This is a genomic window from Paraburkholderia sp. GAS33 (assembly GCF_050436645.1).
Lineage (GTDB): Bacteria > Pseudomonadota > Gammaproteobacteria > Burkholderiales > Burkholderiaceae > Paraburkholderia > Paraburkholderia phenazinium_B.
The window spans coordinates 433,845-458,733 of record NZ_JBNDMP010000005.1 but is presented as its reverse complement, the minus strand read 5'-3'; the positions used below and the strand labels follow the sequence as shown (position 1 = coordinate 458,733).

Below are 24,889 nucleotides of genomic sequence, written 5' to 3'. Positions count from 1 at the left end.
GGCAGGCAGATTTTCGGCTTTGTAGACTGCAAGCGCTTTACCTGCCAGACGCGGCCATAAAACGCGTCGGCTCAACTACTTGCAACCGACACGGAGAATCTCGCATGAAAAAGCTGACGTTGATTTTGGCTGGTCTTTCGCTTGCAGCCGGCACTTCCGTAGCCTTCGCGCAGACAGCCGCTCCGGGTGGCAGCAGTGCAGTCAGCTCGTACTCGCCGCCTACCCAGAAGCACGTCAAAAAGCCGAAGAAGCAGAAGATGAAGAAGGGTGCCTCGTCCGCAGCAGCCGCACCGGCCGCCAGCCAATAAGCCGCGCCGGCCCGAAAGGCCGGACAGTCGCGCGCCCGTAGCCCGTCGCTGTCACGCTCGTTGTTGTTGCAGCGAGACGGATAGCGGGCTTATGCGGTTGCATAAAACACAAGAGCCCGCTTGAAGCGGGCTCTTGTGTTTGGATGTGTCGATTGCGCGGGGCAACGTCCGGCCCGGGCGCCGACTTCGGAGCTATCGCATCGCGCAGGAGCCGCGCGGCAACGCCGCAACAGCGCGCTGACGCCCGTCAAACGCCCCAGACGATATCGGCGTTTTCCTTTTGCGCGGCGCGAAGCATGTCGAGGAACGGATAGGCCCGTTGCGCCAGACCGACCGGAATCTCGTGGTGCTCGTGGCCCTCTTCGCCTTCGTGAAAGTGGCCCTCGTGCTCGGCACGTTCCTGCTTGTCGGAACTGATGGCCGATTCCAGTTTGGTGATTGCTTCGCCCAGTTCATCGTGCATGATGACCCCTCGCTCACCAAGACGTTTGCCGACAATGCCAACAAGGTATTGCGCCAGATTTTCCAGCATCATCACGTCCGGAGCGGCGCGGCATTTGAAAGTAATCAGCATGACAGTTCCCTTTTTCATTTGTTTGATTTACGCGCCGATGGCCGTGGGACGACCGTCAGCGTGCGTTTCGTTGGCGGGCCGGCGAGCGCCGGCGGCCACGGCCCTGTGTTGGGCATCTCATTGGACATATTAGCACCTGCTAAAATCCGTCCTGACCCAAAAGCGCGCCGCTCCGTGCCGGACAATGGTTCGCACGGCCGATCGGCCGTGGTCTGCCCCCGCCTCGCGCGCTGCTCCCGTTTCACCGCACTGCCTCACTGGACTCGCAACAAGCATGCTGCCCGCACAGAAACAAACGCTCGAACTACTCCTCGCCGACACCGTGAAGCAGGTCGCCGAAGCGACCCAAGGCACGGCCGAAGCCGCCTTCGTCGCCCCCACCATTACGCTGGAACGCCCGAAGGTCGCCGCTCACGGCGATGTCGCCTGCAACGTCGCGATGCAGCTCGCCAAGCCGCTGCGCGCGAATCCGCGCCAGCTCGCGCAGCAGATCGTCGATGCAGTGCTCACCCATCCGCAAGCGCAAGGTCTCGTGGAAGCCGCAGAAGTGGCCGGCCCCGGCTTCATCAACCTGCGCCTTTCGCCCGCGGCCAAACAGGCAGTGATCGCCGCCGTATTCGCGGAACATGAAGCGTTCGGCCGCTCGCAGCGCGATGCCGGCAAGCGTGTGCTGATCGAATTCGTCTCGGCCAACCCAACTGGCCCGCTGCACGTCGGTCATGGCCGCCAGGCGGCGCTGGGCGATGCGCTCGCTAACGTGCTCGCTTCGCAAGGCTACGGCGTGCATCGCGAGTTCTACTACAACGATGCGGGCGTGCAGATCCATACGCTGGCCGTCTCCACCCAGGCGCGTGCGCGCGGCCTGAAGCCGGGCGACGCCGGCTGGCCCGAATCGGCCTATAACGGCGACTACATCGCCGATATTGCGCACGACTACATGAACGGTGAAACGGTCGCCGCGAAAGACGTCGAGCCGGTCAAGGGCGAAGGCGACGTGGACAACCTGGAGGCCATCCGCCGCTTTGCGGTGGCCTACCTGCGCCACGAGCAGGACATGGACCTGCAGGCCTTCGGCGTGAAATTCGACCAGTACTACCTCGAATCGTCGCTGTATGCGGAAGGCCGCGTCGAGAAAACGGTGAAGGCGCTGATCGCCGCCGGCAAGACCTACGAGCAGGAAGGCGCGCTGTGGCTGCGCACGACCGACGACGGCGACGACAAAGACCGCGTCATGCGCAAGACCGACGGCACCTATACCTACTTCGTGCCGGACGTCGCCTATCACGTAGCCAAGTGGGAACGCGGCTTCACCAAGGTCATCAACGTGCAGGGCTCGGACCATCACGGCACGATCGCGCGGGTGCGCGCCGGTCTGCAGGGTCTCGGCATCGGCATTCCGAAGGGCTATCCCGACTACATCCTGCACAAGATGGTCACGGTGATGCGCGATGGCGAGGAAGTGAAGATTTCGAAGCGCGCGGGCAGCTATGTGACGGTGCGCGACCTGATCGAATGGTCGGGCGGCGCAACGCCGGGCTCGGAAACCTCGCCGGATCTGCTCGACGAAGCAACGATCCGCCGTGGCCGCGACGCCGTGCGGTTCTTCCTGATCTCGCGCAAAGCCGACACGGAATTTGTGTTCGATATCGACCTGGCGCTCAAGCAAAACGACGAAAATCCGGTGCACTACGTGCAATACGCGCACGCCCGGATATGCTCGGTCATCAGCGAGTGGAAGACGCGCTACAACGCCGACGAGGCCATTCTGCCGTCGGTGGACGTGTCGTTGCTGACCAGCGAGCGGGCCATGGCACTGCTGCAAAAACTCGCGGAATTCCCCGACATGCTGCAACACGCCGCCGACGAACTCGCGCCGCACGCGGTCGCCTTCTATCTGCGCGACCTCGCGGGCGAATTCCACTCGTTCTACAATGACAAGGCTGAACGCGTCCTCGTCGACGACGAAGCGGCGCGTAACGCCCGCGTTGCATTGCTCGCCGCCACGCGCCAGGTGCTGGCAAACGGCCTCGCGACGATCGGCGTCTCTGCTCCCGAAAAGATGTAAGTCCTCCGGCACGACATGCACTCGGCCGTCGTTATAATCGACGACCGTTCCAGGATTCTTTTTGCAGGTGATTTAGACGATGGCAAAACCACGCCGCACAACAAAGCAGTCGAAACAAACCGGGGGCACATTTCTCGGCATCGTACTGGGCCTGATTGTCGGCCTGGCAATCGCGGTAGTGGTGGCGCTGTATATCACCCGGGCGCCTACGCCATTCGTCGCCAAGGTCGCCCCGCCTGCGGCTTCCGACACCAGCGCGAGCGAGGCGCAATACGATCCGAACCGTCCGCTGCAAGGCAAAACACCAGGCCAGCCGGTGCCGCAGGCCAACCAGCCGGCGCCGCCGAACACCGCGCCGGGCCAGACCAACGGCGCGAATCCGCCGGGCGGCATGTTGCAGGAACCGCAAATCGTCGAAGTGCCGCCGGCCAGCAGCCCGGCAGCGAATAACGGCGTCGCGGTTGCGCCGCAGCCCGCACAGGATCAGGCCGCCTCCGGTACGGTGAAGAAACCGCAACAGGCCACTAGCGCTCCGTCCAGCACGGCGGCCGCGCCGGCCTCGAACGCAGCCGATGCGAACAGCGGCTATTTCCTGCAGGTTGGCGCGTACAAGACATCGGCGGATGCGGAGCAGCAGCGTGCCCGCCTCGCCTTCCAGGGCTTCGAATCGAAGGTCACGCAGCGCGATGCCGGCGGAGTCACCTACTACCGCGTGCGCATTGGACCGTTCTCGAAGTTCGAGGACATGAATTCGGCCCGCCAGCGTCTGTCCGACGCCGGAGTCGATACCGCCGTGATCCGCTTTACCAAGCAGTAATGTTCCGTCATGCGCCGCCGCTGAACCTCAGCGTGCGGCGCGAGTCTCAAGCACCTTAGAGGCCTGCCGCCAAAACCTCATAACGGAGCGGCCTGGACGGTCACCGCACCGCCGTCGCATCGTTACTCCGCCTAATTGGGTCAACAAGACATGAAAAAACTGCTGAGCATTCTCTTTCTCTCTATCGGCCTCGTCAGTGCGGCCGTAGAGGCGTCTCCTGGTGCCCCGGTCGCCGGTAAGGACTACACCGTGCTGCCGCAGGCGCAGCCGGTGGACGTGCCGGCCGGCAAGATCGAAGTCACCGAATTCTTCTGGTACGGCTGCCCGCACTGCAACGAATTCAACCCCTACCTCGAAACGTGGATCAAGAAGCAAGGCCCCGACGTCGTGTTCAAACGTGTGCCGGTGGCCTTCCGCGACGACTTCATCCCCCATTCGAAGATGTACCACGCGCTCGACGCGCTGGGTCTTGCAGAAAAGCTCACGCCGGTCGTCTTCAACGAAATTCACGTCAACAAGAACTATCTGCTGACGCCGGAAGATCAGGCCAAATTCCTCGCCAAGAACGGCGTGGATCCGAAGAAGTACATGGACGCGTACAACTCGTTCTCGACGCAAAGCGAGATCCAGCGCGACAAGAAGATGCTGGACGACTACAAGATCGACGGTGTGCCGACGCTGGCCGTACAGGGCAAGTATGAAACCGGCCCGGCTGCGACCAACAGCCTGCCGGGCACGCTCCAGGTCCTCGATTATCTCGTCGCCCAGGTCCGCGCAAAGAAGATGTAAAGCCTGAGGCGCCGGTATGAGTACGACTCTCAAGGTTTTTATCACCGGCGCTTCCAGTGGCATCGGCCTCGCGCTCGCCGCCGAATACGCGCGGCGCGGCGCGATTCTTGGCCTGGTTGCCCGTCGCGGCGACGCCCTCGCCACCTTCCAGCAGTCCCATCCGGATCATCCCATCTCGATTTACCCCGCCGACGTACGCGACGCCGATGCGCTCGCGGCCGCCGCTGCGCAGTTCATCGCGCAGTACGGCTGCCCCGACATCGTGATCGCCAATGCCGGCGTCAGCCGCGGCGCGCTCACCGGCCATGGCGACCTGCGCGCGTTCCGCGAGGTCATGGACGTCAACTACTTCGGCATGGTCGCCACCTTCGAGCCGTTCGCGGCCGCCATGATGGCGGCAGGCAAGGGCTCGCTGGTCGGCGTGGCGAGTGTGGCCGGCGTGCGCGGCTTGCCCGGTTCGGGCGCTTATAGCGCCTCCAAGGCCGCCGCGTTCAGGTATCTCGAGGCGCTGCGCGTCGAGATGCGGCCCAAGGGCGTCAACGTGGTCACGATCGCTCCCGGCTACATCCGCACGCCGATGACCGCGCACAATCCGTATCGCATGCCGTTTCTGATGGACGCCGACCGCTTTGCCGCGAAGGTCGCCGACGCAGTTGCGCGTAACACGCGCTTCGCGATTTTCCCGTGGCAGATGCGCGTCGTGGCCATGCTGTTGCACGTGCTGCCGCGCTGGATCTACGACCGCGCCTTCGAACGGGCCCCGCGCAAGCCGCGCGCCGCCGAATAGGGTAGGCAGGCCGTGAGCGCGAAAGTGTTCAAAGCCGCGGCGCTGCGTCCATATGGATATGCCGATTCGGTTGTTGTCGGCACAACCACCGTTCGATAAGCTTGCGCGCTGGCGGTTTCGCGCAGGCACGACCTGCGCCGGCGCCGGAAACGTATCACAATGAAGTCGGTGGTCCGCGCAGGCCGCGTGCCCGGCCGCGCTTGTTATGGGAGATCCTATGCGCATTAAATTGCCCGTCGCCGTAATCGCCGCTCTACTCGTCACGGCGCCCGCGCTCGCGCTGGCCAAACCGCTGACCGTCTGCACCGAAGCGAGCCCCGACGGTTTCGATGTCGTCCAGTTCAATTCGCTCGTGACGACCAATGCGTCAGCCGACGTGATTTTCAACTCGCTGGTCGCCTACGACGAGGCCGCGAAGAAGGTAGTGCCCGCGCTGGCGCAGAACTGGGACGTGAGCGCCGACGGCCTCACCTATACGTTCCATCTGCGCCCCAACGTGCAGTTCCAGACCACTGACTACTTCAAGCCCACCCATCCGCTGAATGCCGACGACGTCGTGTTCACCTTCAGCCGCATGCTCGACGACAGCAACCCGTGGCACAAGGTGACGGGAGCGAGCGGCTTCCCGCACGCGCAATCGATGGGGCTGCCGAAGCTGATCAAATCGGTCGCGAAGGTCGACGACAACACGGTGAAGTTCGAGCTGAACCAGCCGGACGCGACGTTCGTCTCGATCCTGACGATGGGCTTCGCCTCGATCTACTCCGCCGAATACGCCGATCAGTTGTTGAAGGCGGGCAAGCAGGTCGACCTGAATGCCAAACCGATTGGCACCGGGCCGTTCGTGCTGAAGAGCTACACGAAGGACGCCGTGATTCGCTATGACGTGAATCCGACGTACTGGGGTCCCAAGCCGAAGGTCGACCGTCTGATCTACGCGATCACGCCGGATGCCACGGTGCGGGCGCAGAAGGTCAAGACCGGCGAATGCCAGATCGCACTCTCGCCGAAGCCGCAGGATGTGGCCGACGCGAAGACCGACAAGTCGCTCGCGATCGTGCAGACGCCCGCGTTTATGACGGCGTTCGTCGCGCTGAATACGGACAAGAAGCCGCTCGACAACCAGAAGGTTCGCGCCGCGCTGAACATGGCGTTCGACCGCACGACGTATCTGAAGACCGTGTTCGACAATACGGCGACGCCGGCTGTGAATCCGTATCCGCCGAACACCTGGAGCTACAACAAATCAGTCAAGGCGTGGCCGTACGACCCGGTGAAGGCGAAGAACCTGCTCGCCGAGGCAGGCTTTCCGAACGGCTTCTCGACCACCATCTGGGTGCGGCCGACGGGCAGCGTGCTCAATCCGAATCCGAAGGCCGGCGCCGAACTGCTGCAGGCCGACTTCGCGAAGATCGGCGTGAAAGCGGACGTCAAGGTGATCGAGTGGGGCGAGTTGATCAAGGAAGCCAAGCAGGGCCAGCACGACACGCTGTTTATGGGTTGGGCCGGCGACAACGGCGACCCGGACAACTTCCTGTCGCCGCTGTTTAGCTGCAACGCGGTGAAGTCGGGCATCAACTTCGCGCGCTTTTGCGACGCCGATCTCGACAAGCTGATCGCCGATGGCAAGGCCACGCCGGATCAGGCCAAACGCGCGAAGGCTTATGAAGCTGCGCAGCAGCTCATCCACGATCAGGCGTTGTGGATTCCGCTTGGGTATCCGACGGCTGCGGCTATCACGCGGACCGATGTGAGCGGGTATCACGTGAGTCCGTTTGGGCGGCAGAACTTTACGTCAGTGGTCGTGCAGTAAGGCTGCTGCGCCGAGCCGAAAAGCTGCGAGCACAAACAACAAGGCCCGGTTGCAATGCACCGGGCCTTTCTCTTTTGCGGACCAGGCCAGCAAAGAGTCTAGAGCGGCGAGAACCGGATCACGCCATCCGCGTCATACGTGCGCTTCAACTCGCCCGCAAGCCACAGCAGATGCAAATGCGCGAGCGCCTCGCCCATCGCAAACGTCATCTGATGGATATCGAGCTGCCGCTTGAACATCAACGGCACGATATCCGCGGCGCTTTGCGGCTTCTGCGCGCAGGCTTCGCGCACTTCGGCGAGCCGGGCATCGTGATGTTCGCGCAGTTGCCTGATACGGGTTCGCACGCCGCGAAACGGCTTGCCGTGCGACGGCAGTACGAGCGTATCCTCAGCCATCGTCTCGTAGCGGCCGAGCGATTCCAGATATAGCGCCAGCGGCGTACCTTCCGGCTCCATGTCGAACACCGAAACGTTGGTAGAGATACGCGGCAATACCATGTCGCCCGAAATCAGCACGCCGTCCGCTTCGTTATGCAGCGCGCAGTGTTCCGGCGAGTGACCAAAGCCGGTCACGACGCGCCACGTCTTGCCGCCAATATCGATGCCCTGTCCTTCACGCACGCGCCGATACTGGCCCGGTATCGCCGGAACGAGGTTCGAGTAGTAGCTCGTGCGATTGCGCAGTTTGTCGAGTGAGACCTCGTCGGTGAGCCCATGCAGTGCGAAGTGGCGCGCTGCGCCAGCGCCACCCGCGTTCGAGCCGTCGCCTGACGCCATCACGCGCGCCTGCATGTATTCACCAAGCGTCATCCACAGACGCACGTCCCAGCGCTGCTTGTCGCCGCCCTTGCAGATCCAGTGCGCAAGACCGATGTGATCCGGATGGCAATGCGTGACGATCACACGCAGCACCGGCAGGCCTTCGAGCACCGTGTCGAACACCTGCTCCCAGTTCGCCTTGATCGTGTCCGAGGTGATGCCGCAATCGACCACCGTCCAGCCCTTCTGACCATCGATCTCATCGCGCAGCAACCACAGGTTGATGTGGTCCAGCGCAAACGGCAGCGGCATACGCAGCCAGAACACGCCAGGCGTCACTTCGAATGCGTGGCCGGCGTCCGGCAAGGTGTCGTTGAACGGGTAGTCGAGCTGGTGTTCGAGAGCATTCATTGTGGGGGTCTTTTTCCATCGGTCATGCGGTCGGCGTCGCGGCAATACCTGCCACCTCGTCGCCGCGAGCCCTGGTTGCGCTTTACTCAAGTTGACGATAACGTAAACGTCGATTCTATCGTCCAATCGGTTTTTCTGCCCGGCCACGGGGCGTCCCATGAACACGCAATACACCATCACCGAGCTCGCGCGTGAATTCGACGTCACCCCGCGAGCGATCCGCTTCTACGAAGACCAGGGTTTACTCTCACCAAGCCGTGAAGGGTCGAGCGGACTGCGGCGCGTCTACTCGGGCCGCGACCGAACACGTCTGAAACTCACGTTGCGGGGCAAGCGGCTAGGCTTTACGTTGTCGGAAATCCGCGATCTGCTCGATCTGTACGAATCGCCGACCGACACAGCTCAGCAATTGCACGCGTTTCTCGCCACCGTGACACGGCATCGCGAAGTGCTGGAGCGCCAGCTCGAAGACCTGAACGCGACGCTCGAAGACCTCGCGCAATACGAAGCCCAGGCGCGCGCGCTGCTTGAAAGCGGCGAACGCGAGCCGCAAGGGTTGGTGTCGGACGCCCGCTCGACATGAATCACTTTCCCAAACTGCTGTCGTCGCAGATTGGCTTCGATCTTGCGCAGACGATGCTCGAAGGATTCGATCGCCACTACCGCGTCTTCCGCGAGGCCGCGATCCACGCGAAGGCCCTGTTCGAAGCCGGTGACTGGCATGGCCTGCAACGCCTTGCGCGGGAACGGATTACTTCGTATGACGAACGGGTCGCGGAATGCGTCAAGCTGCTTGAAGACGAATACGATGCCGAAAATATCGACGACGAGGTGTGGCAGCAGATCAAGCTGCACTACATCGGTCTCTTGACCACGCATCATCAGCCTGAATGCGCGGAAACGTTTTTCAATTCGGTATGCTGCAAGATTCTGCATCGCTCCTATTTCAACAACGATTTTATTTTCGTGCGGCCCGCCATCTCGACCGACTACATCGAGAACGACGAACCCGCGGCCAAACCGACCTATCGCGCGTATTACCCTGGTAAGGACGGTCTCGCTGCAACGCTCGAGCGCGTCGTCACCAACTTCCAGCTGGAACCCCCGTTTGAGGATCTGCAGCGCGACGTCGGCTGCGTGATGCAGTCCATTCACGACGCGTTCGGCACCTTCGACGAAGCCGCCAATTTCCAGATTCATGTGCTGTCGTCGCTGTTCTATCGCAACAAGTCGGCGTATATCGTGGGGCGCATCATCAACGGTGACGCGCTGCTCCCATTCGCCGTGCCGCTGCGTCACGTAAAGCCCGGTCTGCTCACGCTCGACACCGTGCTGCTCAAGCGCGACCAGTTGCTGATCATCTTCAGCTTCTCGCACTCATATTTTCTGGTGGATATGGAAGTGCCGTCCGCGTACGTGGAGTTTCTCGGCACCGTCATGCCGGGCAAGCCCAAGGCGGAAATCTATACCTCGCTCGGCTTGCAGAAGCAGGGCAAGAATCTGTTCTATCGCGACCTGCTGCATCACCTGTCGCATTCGAGCGATCAGTTCATCATCGCACCCGGCATCAAAGGGATGGTGATGCTGGTGTTCACGCTGCCGTCGTTTCCTTATGTGTTCAAGCTGATCAAGGACAATTTCCCGCCGCCCAAGGAAACCTCGCGCGAACAGATTCAGGGCAAATATCAGCTCGTCAAACGACACGACCGTTTAGGACGCATGGCCGATACGCTGGAGTATTCGAGCGTGGCGCTGCCTGTCTCGCGCCTCGACGAAGCGCTGTTGCGCGAACTCGAAAAGGAAGTGCCGTCGATGCTCGAATACGAGGGCGACAACCTCGTGATCCGCCATCTGTACATCGAGCGCCGCATGGTGCCGTTGAACCTCTATCTGCAAAATGGCAGCGACGAGGACGTCGATCACGGCATCCGCGAATACGGTGACGCGGTGAAGGAGCTGATGCAGGCGAACATCTTCCCCGGCGACATGCTGTACAAGAACTTCGGCGTGACACGTCATGGTCGCGTCGTGTTCTACGACTACGACGAGATCGAATACCTGACCGATTGCAATGTGCGCGCGGTGCCGCCGCCGCGCAACGAGGAAGACGAGATGTCCGGCGAGCCGTGGTACGCGGTTGGCCCGCACGACATCTTTCCCGAAACCTACGGTACCTTCCTGCTCGGCGATCCGCGCGTGCGCCGCGCTTTCATGCAGCATCACGCAGACTTCTTCGATCCGGCGCTGTGGCAACGACATAAGGATCACTTACTGAAAGGCGAACTGCCCGACTTCTTTCCCTACGACAGCAGTGTTCGCTTCTGCATCCGCTATCCGGAGCGTTTCGCTCCCGGAGCCGGCGTGCAGAAAGCTGCCGGTGCAAACGGCTCAAGCGGCTCAAGCGGCTCAAGCGACGCAAACAACACAAACGACACAACGGCAACGCGCGAATCTGCCGCTCGCGCGGCGTGAACGAACATGGACCCCGTTCTACGCCCGCCCCTCCTGCAACGACACCGACCGGTCCATCGGTCCAACAACCGACTCGACTCACCATGAACGCAAACGCTTCTTCTCTGCCCAACCCGCTCTCTCACCTGTTCGACAACAACGACAAGTGGGTAGCCCGCCAACTCGCCGAGGACCCCGAGTATTTCTCGCGCCTTGCCCACCAGCAGACGCCTGAATACCTGTGGATCGGCTGCTCGGATTCGCGCGTGCCGGCCAACCAGATCATCGGCCTGCCGCCGGGCGAAGTGTTCGTCCATAGAAACATTGCGAACGTCGTCGTGCACACCGATCTGAACTGCCTCTCCGTGATCCAGTTCGCCGTCGATCTGCTGAAGGTCAAGCACATCATGGTGGTGGGCCACTACGGCTGCTCGGGCGTGGGCGCCGCACTGCACGGCCGGCGTGTCGGTCTGGCTGACAACTGGCTGCATCACGTGCAGGATGTGCGCACCAAACACGCGACGCTGCTCGAAGAATGGCCAATGGGCGAAGCGCGTCACCGGCGTCTCGTGGAGCTGAACACGATCGAACAGGTCGTCAATGTATGCCGCACGACCATCGTCAACGACGCGTGGGCGCGCGGCCAGGAACTCACCGTGCATGGCTGGGCCTATGGCGTGCACGACGGCAAGGTGCGCAATCTCGGCATGATGATCGGCGCGCCGGATGAGCTCGATGAAACGTATTCGAAGTGCGTCGCGGCCGTGTCGGCGAGCGGCGCGCATCGGGCAGACAACGACGTGGTCGCGTCCGACGCGGCCAGGCTCGGCGAGGTGCCGGCCGTCGTCGAAGGTGTGATCAAGGAGCTAAAACATGAGTGAGACAAAGCGTGACAACCAGGCCGATCCGATTGTGATCGTTTCCGTCGCCCGCACGCCGATGGCGGCGTTCCAGGGCGACTTCGCGACGCTGACAGCGCCGCAACTTGGCGCGATCGCGATCGAAGCGGCCGTCAAGCGCGCAGGTCTGGAGCCGGGACAGGTCGACGAAGTGGTGATGGGTTGCGTGCTGCCTGCCGGTCTCGGCCAGGCGCCCGCTCGTCAGGCAGCGCTCGGCGCGGGTTTGCCGCTCTCCACCGGCAGCACGACGGTGAACAAGATGTGCGGCTCCGGCATGCGCGCGGCCATGTTCGCGCACGACATGCTGGCCGCGGGCTCGGTGGATGTGATCGTCGCCGGCGGCATGGAAAGCATGACCAATGCGCCTTACCTGTTGCCGAAGGCGCGTGGCGGCATGCGCATGGGCCACGGCCAGGTGATCGACCACATGTTCTACGACGGTCTCGAAGACGCCTACGAAAAAGGCCGCCTGATGGGCACCTTCGCCGAGGAATGCGCGGCGTCCTTCGACTTCACGCGTGAGGCGCAAGATGCCTTCGCCGTGGAGTCGCTCAAGCGCGCAAAGCGGGCCAACGAAGACGGTTCGTTTGCGTGGGAAATCGCACCCGTGAAGGTAGAGAGCCGCAAGGGCGACGTGACGATCGAACGCGACGAGCAGCCGTTCAAGGCGAACCTCGAGAAAATCGCGACGCTCAAGCCTGCGTTCAGCAAGACCGGAACGGTGACGGCCGCGAACTCGTCGTCTATCTCGGATGGCGCTGCAGCGTTGGTGATGATGCGTGAATCGACAGCGAAGCGGCTGGGTGTCACGCCGCTCGCGCGTGTGGTCGGTCATTCGACCTTCGCTCAGGAACCGGCGAAGTTCACTACCGCGCCGGTGGGCGCGATCCGCAAACTGTTCGAGAAGAACGGTTGGAGTGCGAACGAAGTGGACCTGTACGAGGTGAACGAAGCGTTCGCCGTGGTGACGATGGCCGCGATGAAAGAACATCGTCTGCCGCACGAGAAGGTCAACGTGAACGGCGGCGCCTGCGCGCTGGGTCATCCGATCGGCGCGTCGGGTGCGCGGATCCTGGTCACCCTGATCGGTGCGTTGAAGCACCGCGGCCTGAAGCGCGGTGTCGCGACGCTGTGCATCGGCGGCGGTGAGGCAACCGCGATGGGGATTGAACTGGTGTAAGGCGTTGCGGGTGCGCTGTGTCCTTCTCGTCCCCAAAGCGGGCACGGCGCATGCGCCCAGTCCAGCATACGGTCCGCCCTGAACCCGCTTTAGATCCGCTTTGTACCTCGAGGTAATCGTATGAAAACAGTATTGATCGTCGGTGCGTCGCGCGGCATCGGCCGCGAATTCGCGCACCAGTACAAAAAGGCTGGTTGGCGCGTGCTTGCCACCGCACGCGACGAGGCATCGCTCGAGGCACTTGAAGCGCTCGGCGCGGAGACGTTTTCGCTCGACATCACCGTGCCCACCGAGATCGCTGCGCTTGGCTGGAAGCTCGATGGCGAGCGGCTCGATGCGGCATTGCTGGTGTCGGGCGTCTATGGTCCGCGTACGGACGGCGTGGAGACCGTCACCGCCGAGGACTTCGACGAGGTGATGGCGACCAATGTGCGCGGCCCCATGCAACTGATTCCGATCCTACTGCCGCTCGTCGAGGACGCCAACGGCGTCCTCGCGGTGCTGTCGAGCAAGATGGGCAGCATCACCGAGGCGAGTGGCACCACGGGCTGGCTGTATCGCGTGAGCAAGGCGGCGCTCAACGACGCGCTGAAGATCGCCTCATTGCAGACGCGGCGCGCGGCATGCGTCGCGTTGCATCCAGGCTGGGTACGCACCGATATGGGTGGTGCACAGGCGGCGATCGATCCCGAGCGCAGCGTGAGCGGCATGCGTCAGGTGCTGGCTCAGGCCGCGGCGTCACACGAGTCGTTTAACGGCCGATTCTTCCAATACGACGGTACCTCGCTCGACTGGTGAGATCCTTGACGACGCAACGACCCACCGATTGCCCCTGCGGCGGCGCAGCGCCCGATCAGCGCAGCGGCGCCAGACCGCCGCGCTTCGCGCTTTGCTGTGGACGGTTCATCGACGGCGGCGAGGCCGCCCCCAACGCGCTCGAACTGATGCGCTCGCGCTACAGTGCATACGTGCTCGGTGCGAACGACTATCTGCGCGCCACGTGGGCGCCGCATACCTGCCCTGCTGAACTCGACGCAAATCCCGACGCCTCCGACGCGCCGCGCTGGCTAGGTCTGCAGATCAAACACTTCGCTTCGCAAGACGACAACCACGCCGAAGTCGAATTCGTCGCACGTTACAAGGTCGGCGGACGGGCTCACCGTTTGCACGAACTGAGCCGCTTCTTGCGCGGCGACGATGGCCGCTGGCGCTATGTCGACGGCGACCTCAGCGATACCTAGCACCACCACGTCAGACACCGCGCAGTAAGGGTCCGTAATATTTCAGCGCGTTAAAGCGGGCCGCTCGTGCGTAGCCCGCGCGCATTAATTTCGCCCTCACATACGCCCCTTAAAACGGCAGCGCGAATTTGTTGGAAGCCCACCACATCGGTCATTTCGCCCGGTCGTCCCGAACGGCGCTGTGCGCGTTGGGATTCGACACACCCGCGACGTATCGAGCACTACGAATTTTTTCTCGCGGGTTCTCCTGAATTGCACAAACACAATTTGTCGTGCCAGGATCGCTCTGAAGGTTTTGCAGCGACATGGTGCGAGGGTGCGGTCCAAACCGTCCCCGCACAGATGTCCGGAAACTGCGCTGGCGCCTTGATCCTCCGTGCGTCGAGCGTTGTTTCACGTGGCATCGTGTGTTGCTCATCATCGGCGCGTGGGGTCGCGTCGGCCAGGCTGGTGGGTTATCCCGTGCGATCTCGAACCGCGTGCGTGCGTCAGGCGCGCTACACACGCGAGTGTCTTTTTGTTGCCGCAAATCTTTCCGAAAGGCAAACGACAGCGAAACGAAAAGAGTCGCAGGCGATGTTGGTTTTAAGGACGTACTTCAAGGCAGGTACTGCGAATGGGTTGCAGAGAGTTTCTGACGGTCGGTGCAATGCTGTGTACATGGGCGGGATGTGCCGTGTCGTTTGCACACGCCGATCCACTGGCCGATTCGCAGGCTGCCGGGCCGCTCACACGCGCCGAAGTCCCGCGCATCGCACTCGACGACGATACTTACCTGCCCCCCGTCAGCCTGAATCAGCAGATCATCCGCGTGCCCGTGGACGCCGCCGGCACGATCACGCTCGAAACGACGATCTACAAGCCGGACGGTGCGGGCCCCTTCCCGATGATCGTCTTCAACCACGGCAAGATGCCGGGCGACCCACGCCAGCAATCGCGTAGCGATCCGCTGCCGTTCGCCCGCGAATTCGTGCGCCGCGGTTACGTGGTGGTGGCGCCTAACCGGCAGGGCTTCGCGCAATCGGGCGGCACGTACGAACAGGACGGCTGCGACGTCGAGCGTAACGGTTTAGGCCAGGCAGGCGATGTAGCCGCGACGATCGGGTACATGTCAAAGCAGCCGTATGTCGACGCACAGCACATCGTGGTAGCGGGCACGTCGCACGGCGGCCTCGCGACGATCGCCTACGGCACCGAGGCCGCGCCGGGCGTGCGGGCGTTGATCAATTTCTCGGGCGGTTTGCGGCAGGACGCGTGTACCGGCTGGCAGGACAATCTGACTCACGCGTTTAGCGCGTACGGTGAGAAGACGCACGTGCCTTCGCTGTGGCTGTATGGCGATAACGATTCGATCTGGTCGTCGCCGCTGGTTGCGAGCATGTACGCCGCGTATTCGGCGCATGGCGCGGAAGCGAAGATGGTGGACTTTGGCGCTTACAAGAACGACGCGCACCGGCTGGTTGGCGACCGCGATGGTGTGCGGGTCTGGTGGCCTGCAGTCGAGGCTTTCCTGGCGCGGGTGGGGATGCCCACTGGCGTGCAGTATCGGGTAGCGGATCCGGAGCCGCCTAAGGCTAGCGGGTATGCGGCTCTGGATGCGGTGACCGCTGTGCCGTTTGTCGATGAAGCTGGGCGCAATGGGTATCGGAATTTCTTGCATCAGTATCCTTCCCGGGCTTTTGCTGTTTCTGACTCGGGAGCGTGGTCCTGGGCTGAGGGTGGGGATGATCCGATGTCGGTTGCTGTGGCTAATTGCCAGAAGCAGAGTTCGGCGCCTTGTCGGCTTTATGCTGTGAATGATTCTGTTGTCTGGAGTGACGGGGGGTCTTCGCAGACGGCTAGTGCCCAAGGGTCATCCTCCGGTGGGGTTAAGGGGGAGGATAAGAGGGCCTTGGCTAGTCGGGAATGAGGGCTCTTTTGCCTCTGAGGTTTAATTATTGCTTTTAGGGGTGAGGGCCTTTCATTGCTTTCGTAGTGGTCTATCAGTAACGCCCCTGTGCATGGCATTGTTTCTCCTGAACGCTCGTTCACGGGAATACACAGTAGTCCGTATCAGTCCACCTCTCCTTTATCTGTAAATGATTTGCCCTGGACTCGGTACATACGAGTCCGTGCCGGTTCATGCGAGCCCGGTGCCGTGACGCCGACAGGCTCTGTCTCGTACACACTCACACTGCTTCCAGAAGCCGGACAGCACGTCAGACCAAGTGACCAGAAACCTCGTTCGCCGACACCAGGCAACGCCAGATTCGCGCACCGCCTGCGCGCGTAGTACGGCTCCACCGCGGGCCGGACAAGCATGACGGCATGGTGCGACCCACGCCCGCCGACTGGCATCACGGTAAATGATGAGTCCGACCCGCGGTGACTCACCAAAGCCCACAAAATAGTTCGACAGGACACAAGCTTGGTCAACGGGCCGGACCGGCCAACATCCCAAAAACATAAGCGTCCATTGATCTGATAGCTTTACGCCGTCACAGGCATCGAGGCAGGCGATGGGCGCAACAGAACTGAAAACGGACTCGTTTCAACGCTGGGTGATGTACAGCAAGGAAGCCTACGGAAGCGGACGAACTTTCCTCAGCGCCGCGCAGAAACGAGCCGTTGAAGAAGGCAAGAAGTTTTCGCAACACGCATACGCCGATGTATGGGCGAAGGATGCCGCGCTCGTCCAACGAGTCCGCTCGTTTCTCGGGACGTATTTCCATTGGCACCAGCGACTCGCGAAGAATGGCGCTGACCTTGAGGTCATACAAACCTTGCAGTGCATGATTCGCGGCGAGAGTGTTGTTCTCATTGCCGAACAATCGCGGACAGGCGGCGCGGGCGGGAATCCGGCACCCAAGCCTCAGCAGCTGCCTGGTTTTCGCAACTCGTTAATGACCAGCCATGGAATGGCTTACGATGCGGCGACGGCTTACATTGAGCGCTATAACGACATGGTGGACCGGGTGAATGCGGTTGCCGCCCGCTATTCGAATGCGGCCACTCCGTCACTGGCCGACACCGCAAGCGATCTCGCGGAAACAGCTACACCGCTACGCGATTCGCAGCCGTTCGAGTACGGAGCAGATATAACGGCGGGCGATTCTTTTGAGATAGCAAAAACGCCGAATATAGGTGACCCCGGGTGGTACACGAACCCCGGCTCGGGGCAAATGCGTCTATTTGGCGTTGACCGAAGGCCGATAGTCGATCTGGATTTTGATCATATTCACAATGGCCTTCAGCCTCACGCCCATAATTGGGGACCTGGCGGACGTGATTCGGGCGATGACGTCGTTCCCTTCAGCCTCTGGAACCCCTAACGAGAAGTCGCGATGCAACAATACCCCTCATTTCACGATTGGTTTATCGTCGGAATCGCAGTCGATGCCGAGATGAAAACCATTGTTGTTGTCTTGCACAGTGACGACAAAGCCGATCGGGCGCAACTGGTATTCCGAGGTGCGTCGCGTTGTCTGGCGAATGGCTTCGCCGCACAGAACATAGTCTATCAATTGAAGATTCTTGATGACTTCAATTCCCCCGAACACAAGTCGGCGGTCAGGGCACTAGAGGAGGCGCACCCTTGGGGCAGTGATTGGCCGAAAAAGAAGATCGCCTCGTTTTCCAGTTCGGTTGGCGCAGAAATGCTGATCGAATATCTCACCGTGACGGTGACTCAAGAGCCGCTTTCGGCCGCATAAGCGAAAGGCCGCGCATGACGAGGGCCCTGGTGCAAACCGGCGAGAAAGCCCGGAAAGGCCAACGCCATAGGATTGCCACCGAAGCAAGGGGCCGCAGGCCCGCCCCCATACCCTCCGAAAAAGGCCGCCGCAGGCGAAAACCACTTCGCCGGACTACATTTTTCTCCACCCCTCCCCATGACTTTGCCGCCGTCATCTACGTGCAAAAACCCTTATCTGTGAAGATCAGATAAAACCTGCCAACAACGTCCCCGAACTGCACGCGCAGCATCAAAAAAGCCCCGCGCAGAGGGTAGTGCATGAACATAAAGAACGCGCTAATCTCACCCCCGACCGCCGCAAGGCAACAAACAACCCGCACCAAACAGCAAGCGTCCGGCCCCCAAAACCGGCCGCGCGCAGCGCAAAAAGCCACACCGCGTAGCGAGAACGAGCACCCTCGCCGCACAGTACCGGAGCAGTTTTGAACACACGAGCAACCGAAGGCATCCAAGGCACCGAAGGCGCCGACGACGCCACTGACTGGGTCACCCGCAGCCTGCGCGCCGTCTGGCATCCCTGCACCCAGATGAAGCACCACGAGCGCCTGCCGCTCATCCCCATCGCCCGCGGCGCCGGCCCCTGGCTCTATGACCGCGACGGTCATCGCTATCTCGATGCCATCAGCTCCTGGTGGGTCAACCTGTTTGGTCACGCTAACCCCCGTATCAACGCTGCGCTCAAAGACCAGCTCGATACGCTCGAACACGCCATGCTCGCCGGCTGCACCCACGAGCCCGCCATTGAACTCGCCGAGCGCCTCGCTACCCTCACGCAAGATACCCTCGGGCACGCATTCTTCGCATCCGATGGCGCCTCGGCCGTCGAAATTGCCCTGAAGATGAGCTTCCACTCCTGGCGCAATCGCGGCTTCGCCGACAAGCAGGAATTCGTCTGCATTGCCAACAGTTATCACGGCGAGACCATCGGCGCTCTCGCCGTCACCGATGTCGCCCTGTTCAAGGATGCCTACGATCCGCTGATCCGTCATGCTCATGTCGTCGCATCGCCTGACGCGCGACAAGCGCAACCCGGAGAAACCGCAGCCGATGTCGCGCGCCGTGCGCTCGAGAGCGTGCGCGCCCTGTTCGAGTCACGCAGCACGAAGATCGCCGCGCTGATCATCGAGCCGCTCGTGCAGTGCGCCGCCGGCATGGCCATGCACGATCCGTCGTATATCGCCGGTCTGCGGGCGCTCTGCGATCAATACGGCGTGCATCTGATCGCCGATGAAATCGCCGTCGGCTGCGGTCGCACCGGCACCTTCTTCGCCTGCGAACAGGCCGGCATCTGGCCGGATTTCCTCTGTCTGTCGAAAGGTATCAGCGGCGGCTATCTGCCGCTGTCTATCGTGCTGTCGCGCGATGAAATTTTCCAGGCCTTCTACGACGACGACACGGCCCGCGGCTTTCTGCATTCGCATTCGTACACGGGTAATCCTCTCGCCTGTCGCGCCGCGCTCGCTACCCTGGATCTGTTCGCCAGCGATGACGTGCTCGCGGTCAACGCAAAGAAATCCGTCGCGCTGCGTACGGCGCTCGCACCGCTTGCTGAACATCCGCACGTACGCAATCTGCGTCAGTGCGGCACGATCTTCGCGTTCGATGCAGTGATCACCAATGCACAACACGCTAAAACATTCTCACGCCGCTTCTTCCAGAACGCCTTGCAGCGCGAACTGCTATTGCGGCCGATTTCGACCACCGTATATCTGATGCCTCCGTACATTCTTAGCGACGACGAACTCGCGTTGCTCGCCGCCAGAACCCTTGAGACCTTCGACGCCACGTTCGCGGAGGCCGTATGATGCCGTTGCTCGACATGCTCCAGCAAGGCCTGCAGGACCTCGACGCGCAGGGACTGCGGCGCCGTCGCCGCATCGCCGATACGCCGTGTGGCGCACACATGACGGTCGACGGCCGCGAGATGATCGGCTTTGCCAGCAATGACTATCTCGGCCTCGCCGCGCATCCTCTGCTCGTGGCCGCGATCGCTGAAGGCGCGCGGCGCTATGGTTCGGGCAGCGGTGGCTCGCATCTGCTCGGCGGCCATTCGCGTGCACACGCCAAACTCGAGGACGATCTGGCGGGTTTCGTCGGGGGCTTTGTCGATGCGCCGCGCGCGCTGTACTTCAGCACTGGCTATATGGCGAATCTCGCCACGCTTACCGCGCTCGCGGGGCGTGGCACCACGCTTTTCTCCGATGCTCTCAATCACGCCTCGTTGATCGATGGCGCGCGGCTTTCGCGCGCTGACGTGCAGGTCTATCCGCACGCCGACACCGAAGCCTTGAGTGCCATGCTGGAAGCATCGGACGCGACCGTAAAGCTGATCGTCTCCGATACGGTGTTCAGCATGGACGGCGACGTCGCCCCTCTGGCGCGTCTGCTCGAACTCGCGGAGCAGCACGGCGCGTGGCTCGTCCTCGACGATGCACATGGCTTCGGCGTGCTCGGACCGCAAGGGCGCGGCGCCATCGCTCATGAAGCGCTGCGCTCGCCCAACCTGATTTCCATCGGCACGCTCGGCAAAGCCGCCGGAGTGTCGGGCGCTTTCGTCGTGGCCCATGAGACCGTCATCGAATGGCTCGTGCAGCGGGCACGTCCGTATATTTTTACCACCGCTTCGGTGCCGGCTGCTGCGCATGCTGTGTCGGCGAGCCTGCGCATCATCAGTGGCGATGAAGGCGATGCGCGGCGCGCGCATCTGCAGAAACTGATCGAACGCACCCGTGCGATGCTTAAAGCCACGCCGTGGTTGCCGGTCGATTCACACACTGCCGTTCAACCGCTCATCATCGGTGCGAACGATGCAACGCTTGAAATCGCCGCCACGCTCGAGCGTAACGGTCTTTGGGTGCCAGCGATCCGTCCGCCCACCGTGCCGGCCGGCACGTCGCGGCTGCGCGTCTCGTTGTCGGCCGCTCACTCGCAGGCGGATCTCGATCGCCTTGAAGCAGGCTTGCAGCGGCTTGGTAGAGGTGCGGCATGAGTGCGGCGCGCTCCCTGTTCGTCACCGGCACCGATACGGAAATCGGCAAGACCTTGGTCTCGGCGGCATTGCTGCGCGGCTTCGCGCGCGAAGGATTGCGCGCCGCCGCGATGAAGCCGATCGCCGCAGGTGCCTTCGAGTTGGACGGCGTGTGGCACAACGAAGACGCTGATCAGCTCGACGCTGCGTCCAGCGTGCTTCTTCCTCCAGACCTTCGTACACCGTATCTTCTGAAAGCGCCGGCCGCACCGCATATCGTCGCCGCTCAGGAAAACGTCACGCTCGATATCGGCCGCATCGTCGATTGTCACGCGCAGGCACTGCAGCTTGCAGACGTGGTGGTCGTGGAAGGCGTCGGCGGGTTCCGCGTGCCGCTTACCGATACGCAGGACACAGCGGATCTCGCCTGTGCGCTGAACCTGCCGGTCGTGCTTGTGGTCGGCATGCGGCTCGGCTGTATCAGCCATGCGTTGCTCACCGCTGAAGCGATCGCCGCGCGCGGCTTGCATCTGGCGGGCTGGGTCGCGAACCGCGTCGATCCGGAGATGGGCTTCGCGGACGAAAACATTGCCGCGATCCGTAGCCGGCTCGATCGCCAGTACGACACACCGTTGCTTGGCATCGTCCCGCATCTGAAGCCGATTTCGGCCGATGCGGCAGCTGATGCCATCAACACCTCCATGCTATTGCAGACGCTGCGTGCAACGCAGCTCTGAACCCACTTCATCTCCATCCATGAGGATTGACGATATGACCCAGCTTCACCTCGACCGCCCGCAAACGGACTCGACCGTTGCCAACGCCGCCACCGCAGCGGCACCGGCCGCACGCTATCGCGTCGCCGACATCATTGCGTTGTACGAACTGCCGTTCAACGATCTGATGTTCCGTGCGCAGCAGGTGCACCGTGAGCATTTCGATGCGAACACCGTACAACTGTCGACGCTACTGTCCATCAAGACCGGCGGCTGCGAGGAAGACTGCGCGTACTGCCCGCAGTCGGTGCATCACGACACGGGACTTAAGGCAGACAAGCTGATGCCGGTCGACGAGGTGCTCGCCGCTGCACGCGTTGCCAAAGACAACGGCGCGACGCGCTTCTGCATGGGCGCGGCCTGGCGTAATCCGAAGGACCGTCACCTCGAGCCGATCAAGGACATGATCCGCGGCGTGAAAGCGATGGGCCTCGAAACCTGCGTGACGCTCGGCATGCTCGAGACGCACCAGGCGCAAGGGCTACGCGACGCGGGTCTCGATTACTACAACCATAACCTCGATACGTCGCCGGAGTTTTACGGCCAGATCATCTCGACGCGTACCTATCAGGACCGTCTCGACACGCTGGAACGCGTCCGCGACGCAGGTATCAACGTGTGTTGCGGCGGCATCGTGGGTCTAGGCGAATCGCGCCGCGAACGTGCGGGCCTGATCACGCAGCTGGCCAACATGGACCCGTATCCGGAATCGGTGCCGATCAACAATCTGGTGCAGGTCGAGGGCACACCGCTCACCGGCACTGAAGCGCTCGATCCGTTCGAATTCGTGCGCACGATCGCCGTTGCGCGTATCACGATGCCGCGCGCGATGGTGCGTTTGTCGGCCGGACGCGAGCAGATGAATGAGGCATTGCAGGCGATGTGCTTCCTGGCAGGTGCGAATTCGATTTTCTACGGCGATCAATTGTTGACTACCAGCAATCCGCAGGCTGAGGCGGATCGCAAGCTGCTTGAGCGTCTTGGGATTCGGGCGGAGGCTGCGCAGCAGATGCCGCTGGACAAGAGCGGCTGCGAACATGGTTGCGACGGGCATTCTTCCGCTGCGAATTGAGCGTCAAACCAGCGCGTGCCCTACCACCTCCGCTGGCTCCTCGCGAAACCTCAGCGGCGCGGCGCAATGCACGAGCGTATCGACGAAATACTTCGCCCGCGGCCACGGCCCAAACCCTGCTGCCGTGTTGATATGCCCGGCATCCCCAAGATTCACAAACGCGCTGCCAAACCGCTGCGCCAGCTCGCGTGAACCGGCCAGCGGCATCCATGGATCGGTCTCGCTGCCGATCAGGATCGACGGCACCCCGAGTCGGCGCGCCTCGAAATGGCCAGCGAAGGTGAATTTTTCTGGGCTGGCCGGCGCGACAAACAGCACGCCCGCCACGTCGCCCACATACGACGCCTGCTGCAACGCATGCGCCGCCGCAAGGCAACCGAAACTGTGCGCCGCCAGCACGAACGGCCCGCGTTCGCGCGCGAGCAGTTCGCGCACCGAGCGCGCCCAGCCCGCCAGATCCGGTGCGTCCCAATCCGCCTGTTCAACGCGCAGCGAGGGGGCGAACTGCCGTTCGAGCCAGGTCTGCCAATGCGCGCCCTCGCTGCCGTGCAGGCCCGGTACAGTCACGAGCCGTGGCGGCCACGTCGATTTGCTGCATGAAAGCATGATTCTCCTCGCTGCCGGAATCCGGAAACCTATTGTGGAGCGGGGCCCTGCGGACACGAACCAACTTTTTCTCATTTGCTTATTGGGCGTCCAATCCGGGACACGCGCCGGGGACGCATGGGGCGCCCATCCGGACGCCTGGGCCCAATCCGCACGCGATCGGCCTCGAAAAAGTAGAATGAAGCCTATCCAAAAACGGAGGAGGCCCCATGTCGCAAGCGTCATCTGTCCAGCCACGAGCGCTACAGCCGTTCCATCTGGCGTTTCCGGTCACCAGCCTGGAAAACGCACGCGCCTTCTACGGCGACCTGCTCGGCTGTCCGGAAGGACGCAGTTCGCCGCAATGGGTCGATTTCGATTTTTTTGGCCATCAACTTGTCGCGCATCTCGCGCCCAATGAAACCGGCCGTGCCGGCGTCAATGCTGTAGATGGCGATGACGTTCCCGTGCGCCATTTCGGCGTCGTGTTAAGCACGGACGACTGGCACGCACTCGCAGACAGGCTCAAGGCAGCCGGCACCGCGTTCATCATCGAGCCGCATATCCGTTTCAAAGGCGAAGTCGGTGAACAGGCCACCATGTTCTTCCTCGACCCTTGCGGCAACGCGCTCGAATTCAAGGCCTTCAAGGACATCAGCCGCCTGTTCGCCAAGTGATGCACGCACCGATCGCATGAAGATACTTTTCTACACGCCTCAGCCTGAAGCCGCGTCCTGGCTACACGATTTCACCCGTGCGCTGCCCGAGGCCGAACTGCGTGAATGGCAACCGGGCGACACCGCGCCGGCTGACTTCGCCGTCGTCTGGCGGCCGCCGCGCGAGATGCTGGCAGACCGCAAGGGGCTGCGCGCCATCTTCAATCTCGGCGCGGGCGTCGATGCGATTCTCGCACTCGAGCGCGCGCATCCCGGCACACTGCCGCGGTCCGCACAACTCGTTCGTCTCGAAGACGGCGGCATGGCGCCGCAAATGGCCGAATACGTGACGCATGCCGTGCTGCGCTACCTGCGCCGCTTCGACGAATATGAAACGCTGCAAGCGGAACGCCGCTGGAAAGTGCTCGATCCCCATCCGCGCGACACCTTCACCGTCGGCGTGCTCGGCCTGGGTGTGCTCGGTACCCACGTGGCCCGCGCGCTGGTCCCGTTTGGCATGCCTGTGCGTGGCTATAGTCGCAGCGCGCGGCAAATCGAAGGCGTGCAGACTTTTGCTGGCGAGGCGCAGTTCGAGGCGTTCCTCAGTGACGTCAAGGTGCTGGTGAATCTGCTGCCGCACACTCCCGAGACGCATGACATGCTGAACCGGCGCACCTTCTCGAAGCTCGCGCATGGCGCCTATCTGATCAACGTCGCGCGCGGTGCGCATCTGGTTGAACAGGATCTGCTCGACGCGCTAGCCGACGGTCAGATTGCTGGCGCTACGCTGGACGTGTTCCGCGAGGAACCGCTGCCCGTCGATCATCTGTTCTGGCAGGAACCTCGCATCACGATCACCCCGCATAGCTCGGCGCAGACCTTGCGCGCAGAGAGCGTCGCCCAGGTCGCGCATAAGATGATCGCGCTGATGCGCGGCGAGCCGGTGAGCGGGGTCGTCGACATCGATCGCGGCTACTGAATTCCCGATACAACGCCGCCTCGT

Annotated in this window: 24 protein-coding genes; 21 read left to right on the top strand and 3 right to left on the bottom strand. The window is 62.2% G+C overall.

Features of this window, described 5'->3' with window-relative positions; all coding sequences use genetic code 11:
• Positions 1-104: 104 nt before the first annotated feature.
• On the top strand, positions 105-308 hold the full coding sequence (locus P3T24_RS18575; RefSeq protein WP_429436713.1) for an acid-shock protein: 204 nt from the start codon (positions 105-107) through the stop codon (positions 306-308).
• Positions 309-555: 247 nt separating this feature from the next.
• On the opposite strand, the gene P3T24_RS18570 is transcribed toward P3T24_RS18575, so the two are convergent.
• A complete protein-coding gene (locus P3T24_RS18570; protein ID WP_074263196.1) occupies positions 556-882 on the bottom strand; it encodes a DUF1840 domain-containing protein in 327 nt (108 codons plus the stop codon).
• A 274-nt stretch (positions 883-1,156) separates the two neighbouring features.
• Between P3T24_RS18570 and argS the strand changes: the two genes are divergently transcribed.
• The 5 genes from argS to P3T24_RS18545 all read left to right on the top strand — a co-directional run bounded on the left by argS (position 1,157) and on the right by P3T24_RS18545 (position 7,153).
• Positions 1,157-2,947: an arginine--tRNA ligase gene (argS, locus tag P3T24_RS18565; RefSeq protein ID WP_074263195.1), complete on the top strand. Its 1,791-nt coding sequence runs from the start codon at positions 1,157-1,159 to the stop codon at positions 2,945-2,947.
• A gap of 79 nt (positions 2,948-3,026) precedes the next feature.
• Positions 3,027-3,764 (top strand): SPOR domain-containing protein, encoded by a 738-nt coding sequence (locus tag P3T24_RS18560; RefSeq protein ID WP_429406954.1) that lies wholly within the window; start codon positions 3,027-3,029, stop codon positions 3,762-3,764.
• Between the two features lie 150 nt (positions 3,765-3,914).
• Positions 3,915-4,553 carry a thiol:disulfide interchange protein DsbA/DsbL gene (locus P3T24_RS18555; RefSeq protein ID WP_429436710.1) on the top strand — a complete coding sequence of 213 codons (639 nt, stop codon included), beginning with the start codon at positions 3,915-3,917 and terminating at the stop codon, positions 4,551-4,553.
• 16 nt (positions 4,554-4,569) lie between these two features.
• Positions 4,570-5,340, top strand: a complete 771-nt coding sequence (locus P3T24_RS18550; RefSeq protein ID WP_429436707.1) for an SDR family oxidoreductase — start codon at positions 4,570-4,572, stop codon at positions 5,338-5,340.
• Between the two features lie 217 nt (positions 5,341-5,557).
• A complete protein-coding gene (locus tag P3T24_RS18545; protein WP_429436705.1) occupies positions 5,558-7,153 on the top strand; it encodes an ABC transporter substrate-binding protein in 1,596 nt (531 codons plus the stop codon).
• A 98-nt stretch (positions 7,154-7,251) separates the two neighbouring features.
• On the opposite strand, the gene P3T24_RS18540 is transcribed toward P3T24_RS18545, so the two are convergent.
• Positions 7,252-8,325: an MBL fold metallo-hydrolase gene (locus P3T24_RS18540; protein WP_429436702.1), complete on the bottom strand. Its 1,074-nt coding sequence runs from the start codon at positions 8,323-8,325 to the stop codon at positions 7,252-7,254.
• A gap of 157 nt (positions 8,326-8,482) precedes the next feature.
• Here P3T24_RS18540 and P3T24_RS18535 point away from each other — a divergent pair, with 157 nt between their 5' ends.
• The 13 genes from P3T24_RS18535 to bioB all read left to right on the top strand — a co-directional run bounded on the left by P3T24_RS18535 (position 8,483) and on the right by bioB (position 22,645).
• Positions 8,483-8,908, top strand: coding sequence for a MerR family transcriptional regulator (locus tag P3T24_RS18535; protein ID WP_429436699.1), 426 nt, complete (start codon positions 8,483-8,485; stop codon positions 8,906-8,908).
• Entirely contained in the window at positions 8,905-10,797 is a 1,893-nt protein-coding gene (gene aceK, locus P3T24_RS18530; protein WP_429436697.1) for a bifunctional isocitrate dehydrogenase kinase/phosphatase, read from the top strand. Before P3T24_RS18535 ends, aceK begins: the two co-directional genes overlap by 4 nt.
• A gap of 83 nt (positions 10,798-10,880) precedes the next feature.
• Positions 10,881-11,657, top strand: a complete 777-nt coding sequence (gene can / locus P3T24_RS18525; RefSeq protein WP_074263188.1) for a carbonate dehydratase — start codon at positions 10,881-10,883, stop codon at positions 11,655-11,657.
• Complete coding sequence (locus P3T24_RS18520) at positions 11,650-12,855, top strand: acetyl-CoA C-acetyltransferase (protein ID WP_429436695.1); 1,206 nt, start codon at positions 11,650-11,652, stop codon at positions 12,853-12,855. Before can ends, P3T24_RS18520 begins: the two co-directional genes overlap by 8 nt.
• A gap of 120 nt (positions 12,856-12,975) precedes the next feature.
• Entirely contained in the window at positions 12,976-13,653 is a 678-nt protein-coding gene (locus tag P3T24_RS18515) for an SDR family oxidoreductase (protein WP_429436692.1), read from the top strand.
• 5 nt (positions 13,654-13,658) lie between these two features.
• Positions 13,659-14,096, top strand: coding sequence for a YchJ family protein (locus tag P3T24_RS18510; protein WP_429436690.1), 438 nt, complete (start codon positions 13,659-13,661; stop codon positions 14,094-14,096).
• Positions 14,097-14,712: 616 nt separating this feature from the next.
• Positions 14,713-16,005: a dienelactone hydrolase family protein gene (locus P3T24_RS18505; protein WP_074263184.1), complete on the top strand. Its 1,293-nt coding sequence runs from the start codon at positions 14,713-14,715 to the stop codon at positions 16,003-16,005.
• Positions 16,006-16,594: 589 nt separating this feature from the next.
• Positions 16,595-17,407, top strand: a complete 813-nt coding sequence (locus P3T24_RS18500; protein WP_429436688.1) for a hypothetical protein — start codon at positions 16,595-16,597, stop codon at positions 17,405-17,407.
• A gap of 12 nt (positions 17,408-17,419) precedes the next feature.
• Positions 17,420-17,788, top strand: coding sequence for a hypothetical protein (locus P3T24_RS18495; protein WP_429436686.1), 369 nt, complete (start codon positions 17,420-17,422; stop codon positions 17,786-17,788).
• Positions 17,789-18,251: 463 nt separating this feature from the next.
• Positions 18,252-19,634 (top strand): adenosylmethionine--8-amino-7-oxononanoate transaminase, encoded by a 1,383-nt coding sequence (gene bioA, locus P3T24_RS18490; RefSeq protein ID WP_429436684.1) that lies wholly within the window; start codon positions 18,252-18,254, stop codon positions 19,632-19,634.
• On the top strand, positions 19,634-20,818 hold the full coding sequence (gene bioF, locus P3T24_RS18485; RefSeq protein WP_429436951.1) for an 8-amino-7-oxononanoate synthase: 1,185 nt from the start codon (positions 19,634-19,636) through the stop codon (positions 20,816-20,818). Before bioA ends, bioF begins: the two co-directional genes overlap by 1 nt.
• On the top strand, positions 20,815-21,534 hold the full coding sequence (gene bioD, locus P3T24_RS18480; protein ID WP_429436681.1) for a dethiobiotin synthase: 720 nt from the start codon (positions 20,815-20,817) through the stop codon (positions 21,532-21,534). Before bioF ends, bioD begins: the two co-directional genes overlap by 4 nt.
• A 34-nt stretch (positions 21,535-21,568) precedes the next feature.
• A complete protein-coding gene (gene bioB / locus P3T24_RS18475; RefSeq protein ID WP_074263182.1) occupies positions 21,569-22,645 on the top strand; it encodes a biotin synthase BioB in 1,077 nt (358 codons plus the stop codon).
• 3 nt (positions 22,646-22,648) lie between these two features.
• Here the strand turns inward: bioB and P3T24_RS18470 are convergent, their stop codons facing one another.
• On the bottom strand, positions 22,649-23,251 hold the full coding sequence (locus tag P3T24_RS18470) for an RBBP9/YdeN family alpha/beta hydrolase (protein WP_429436678.1): 603 nt from the start codon (positions 23,249-23,251) through the stop codon (positions 22,649-22,651).
• 209 nt (positions 23,252-23,460) lie between these two features.
• On the opposite strand from P3T24_RS18470, the gene P3T24_RS18465 reads away from it, so the two are divergent.
• Entirely contained in the window at positions 23,461-23,907 is a 447-nt protein-coding gene (locus P3T24_RS18465) for a VOC family protein (RefSeq protein WP_429436676.1), read from the top strand.
• A gap of 16 nt (positions 23,908-23,923) precedes the next feature.
• Positions 23,924-24,865 (top strand): 2-hydroxyacid dehydrogenase, encoded by a 942-nt coding sequence (locus P3T24_RS18460; RefSeq protein WP_074263179.1) that lies wholly within the window; start codon positions 23,924-23,926, stop codon positions 24,863-24,865.
• Positions 24,866-24,889: the final 24 nt, after the last annotated feature.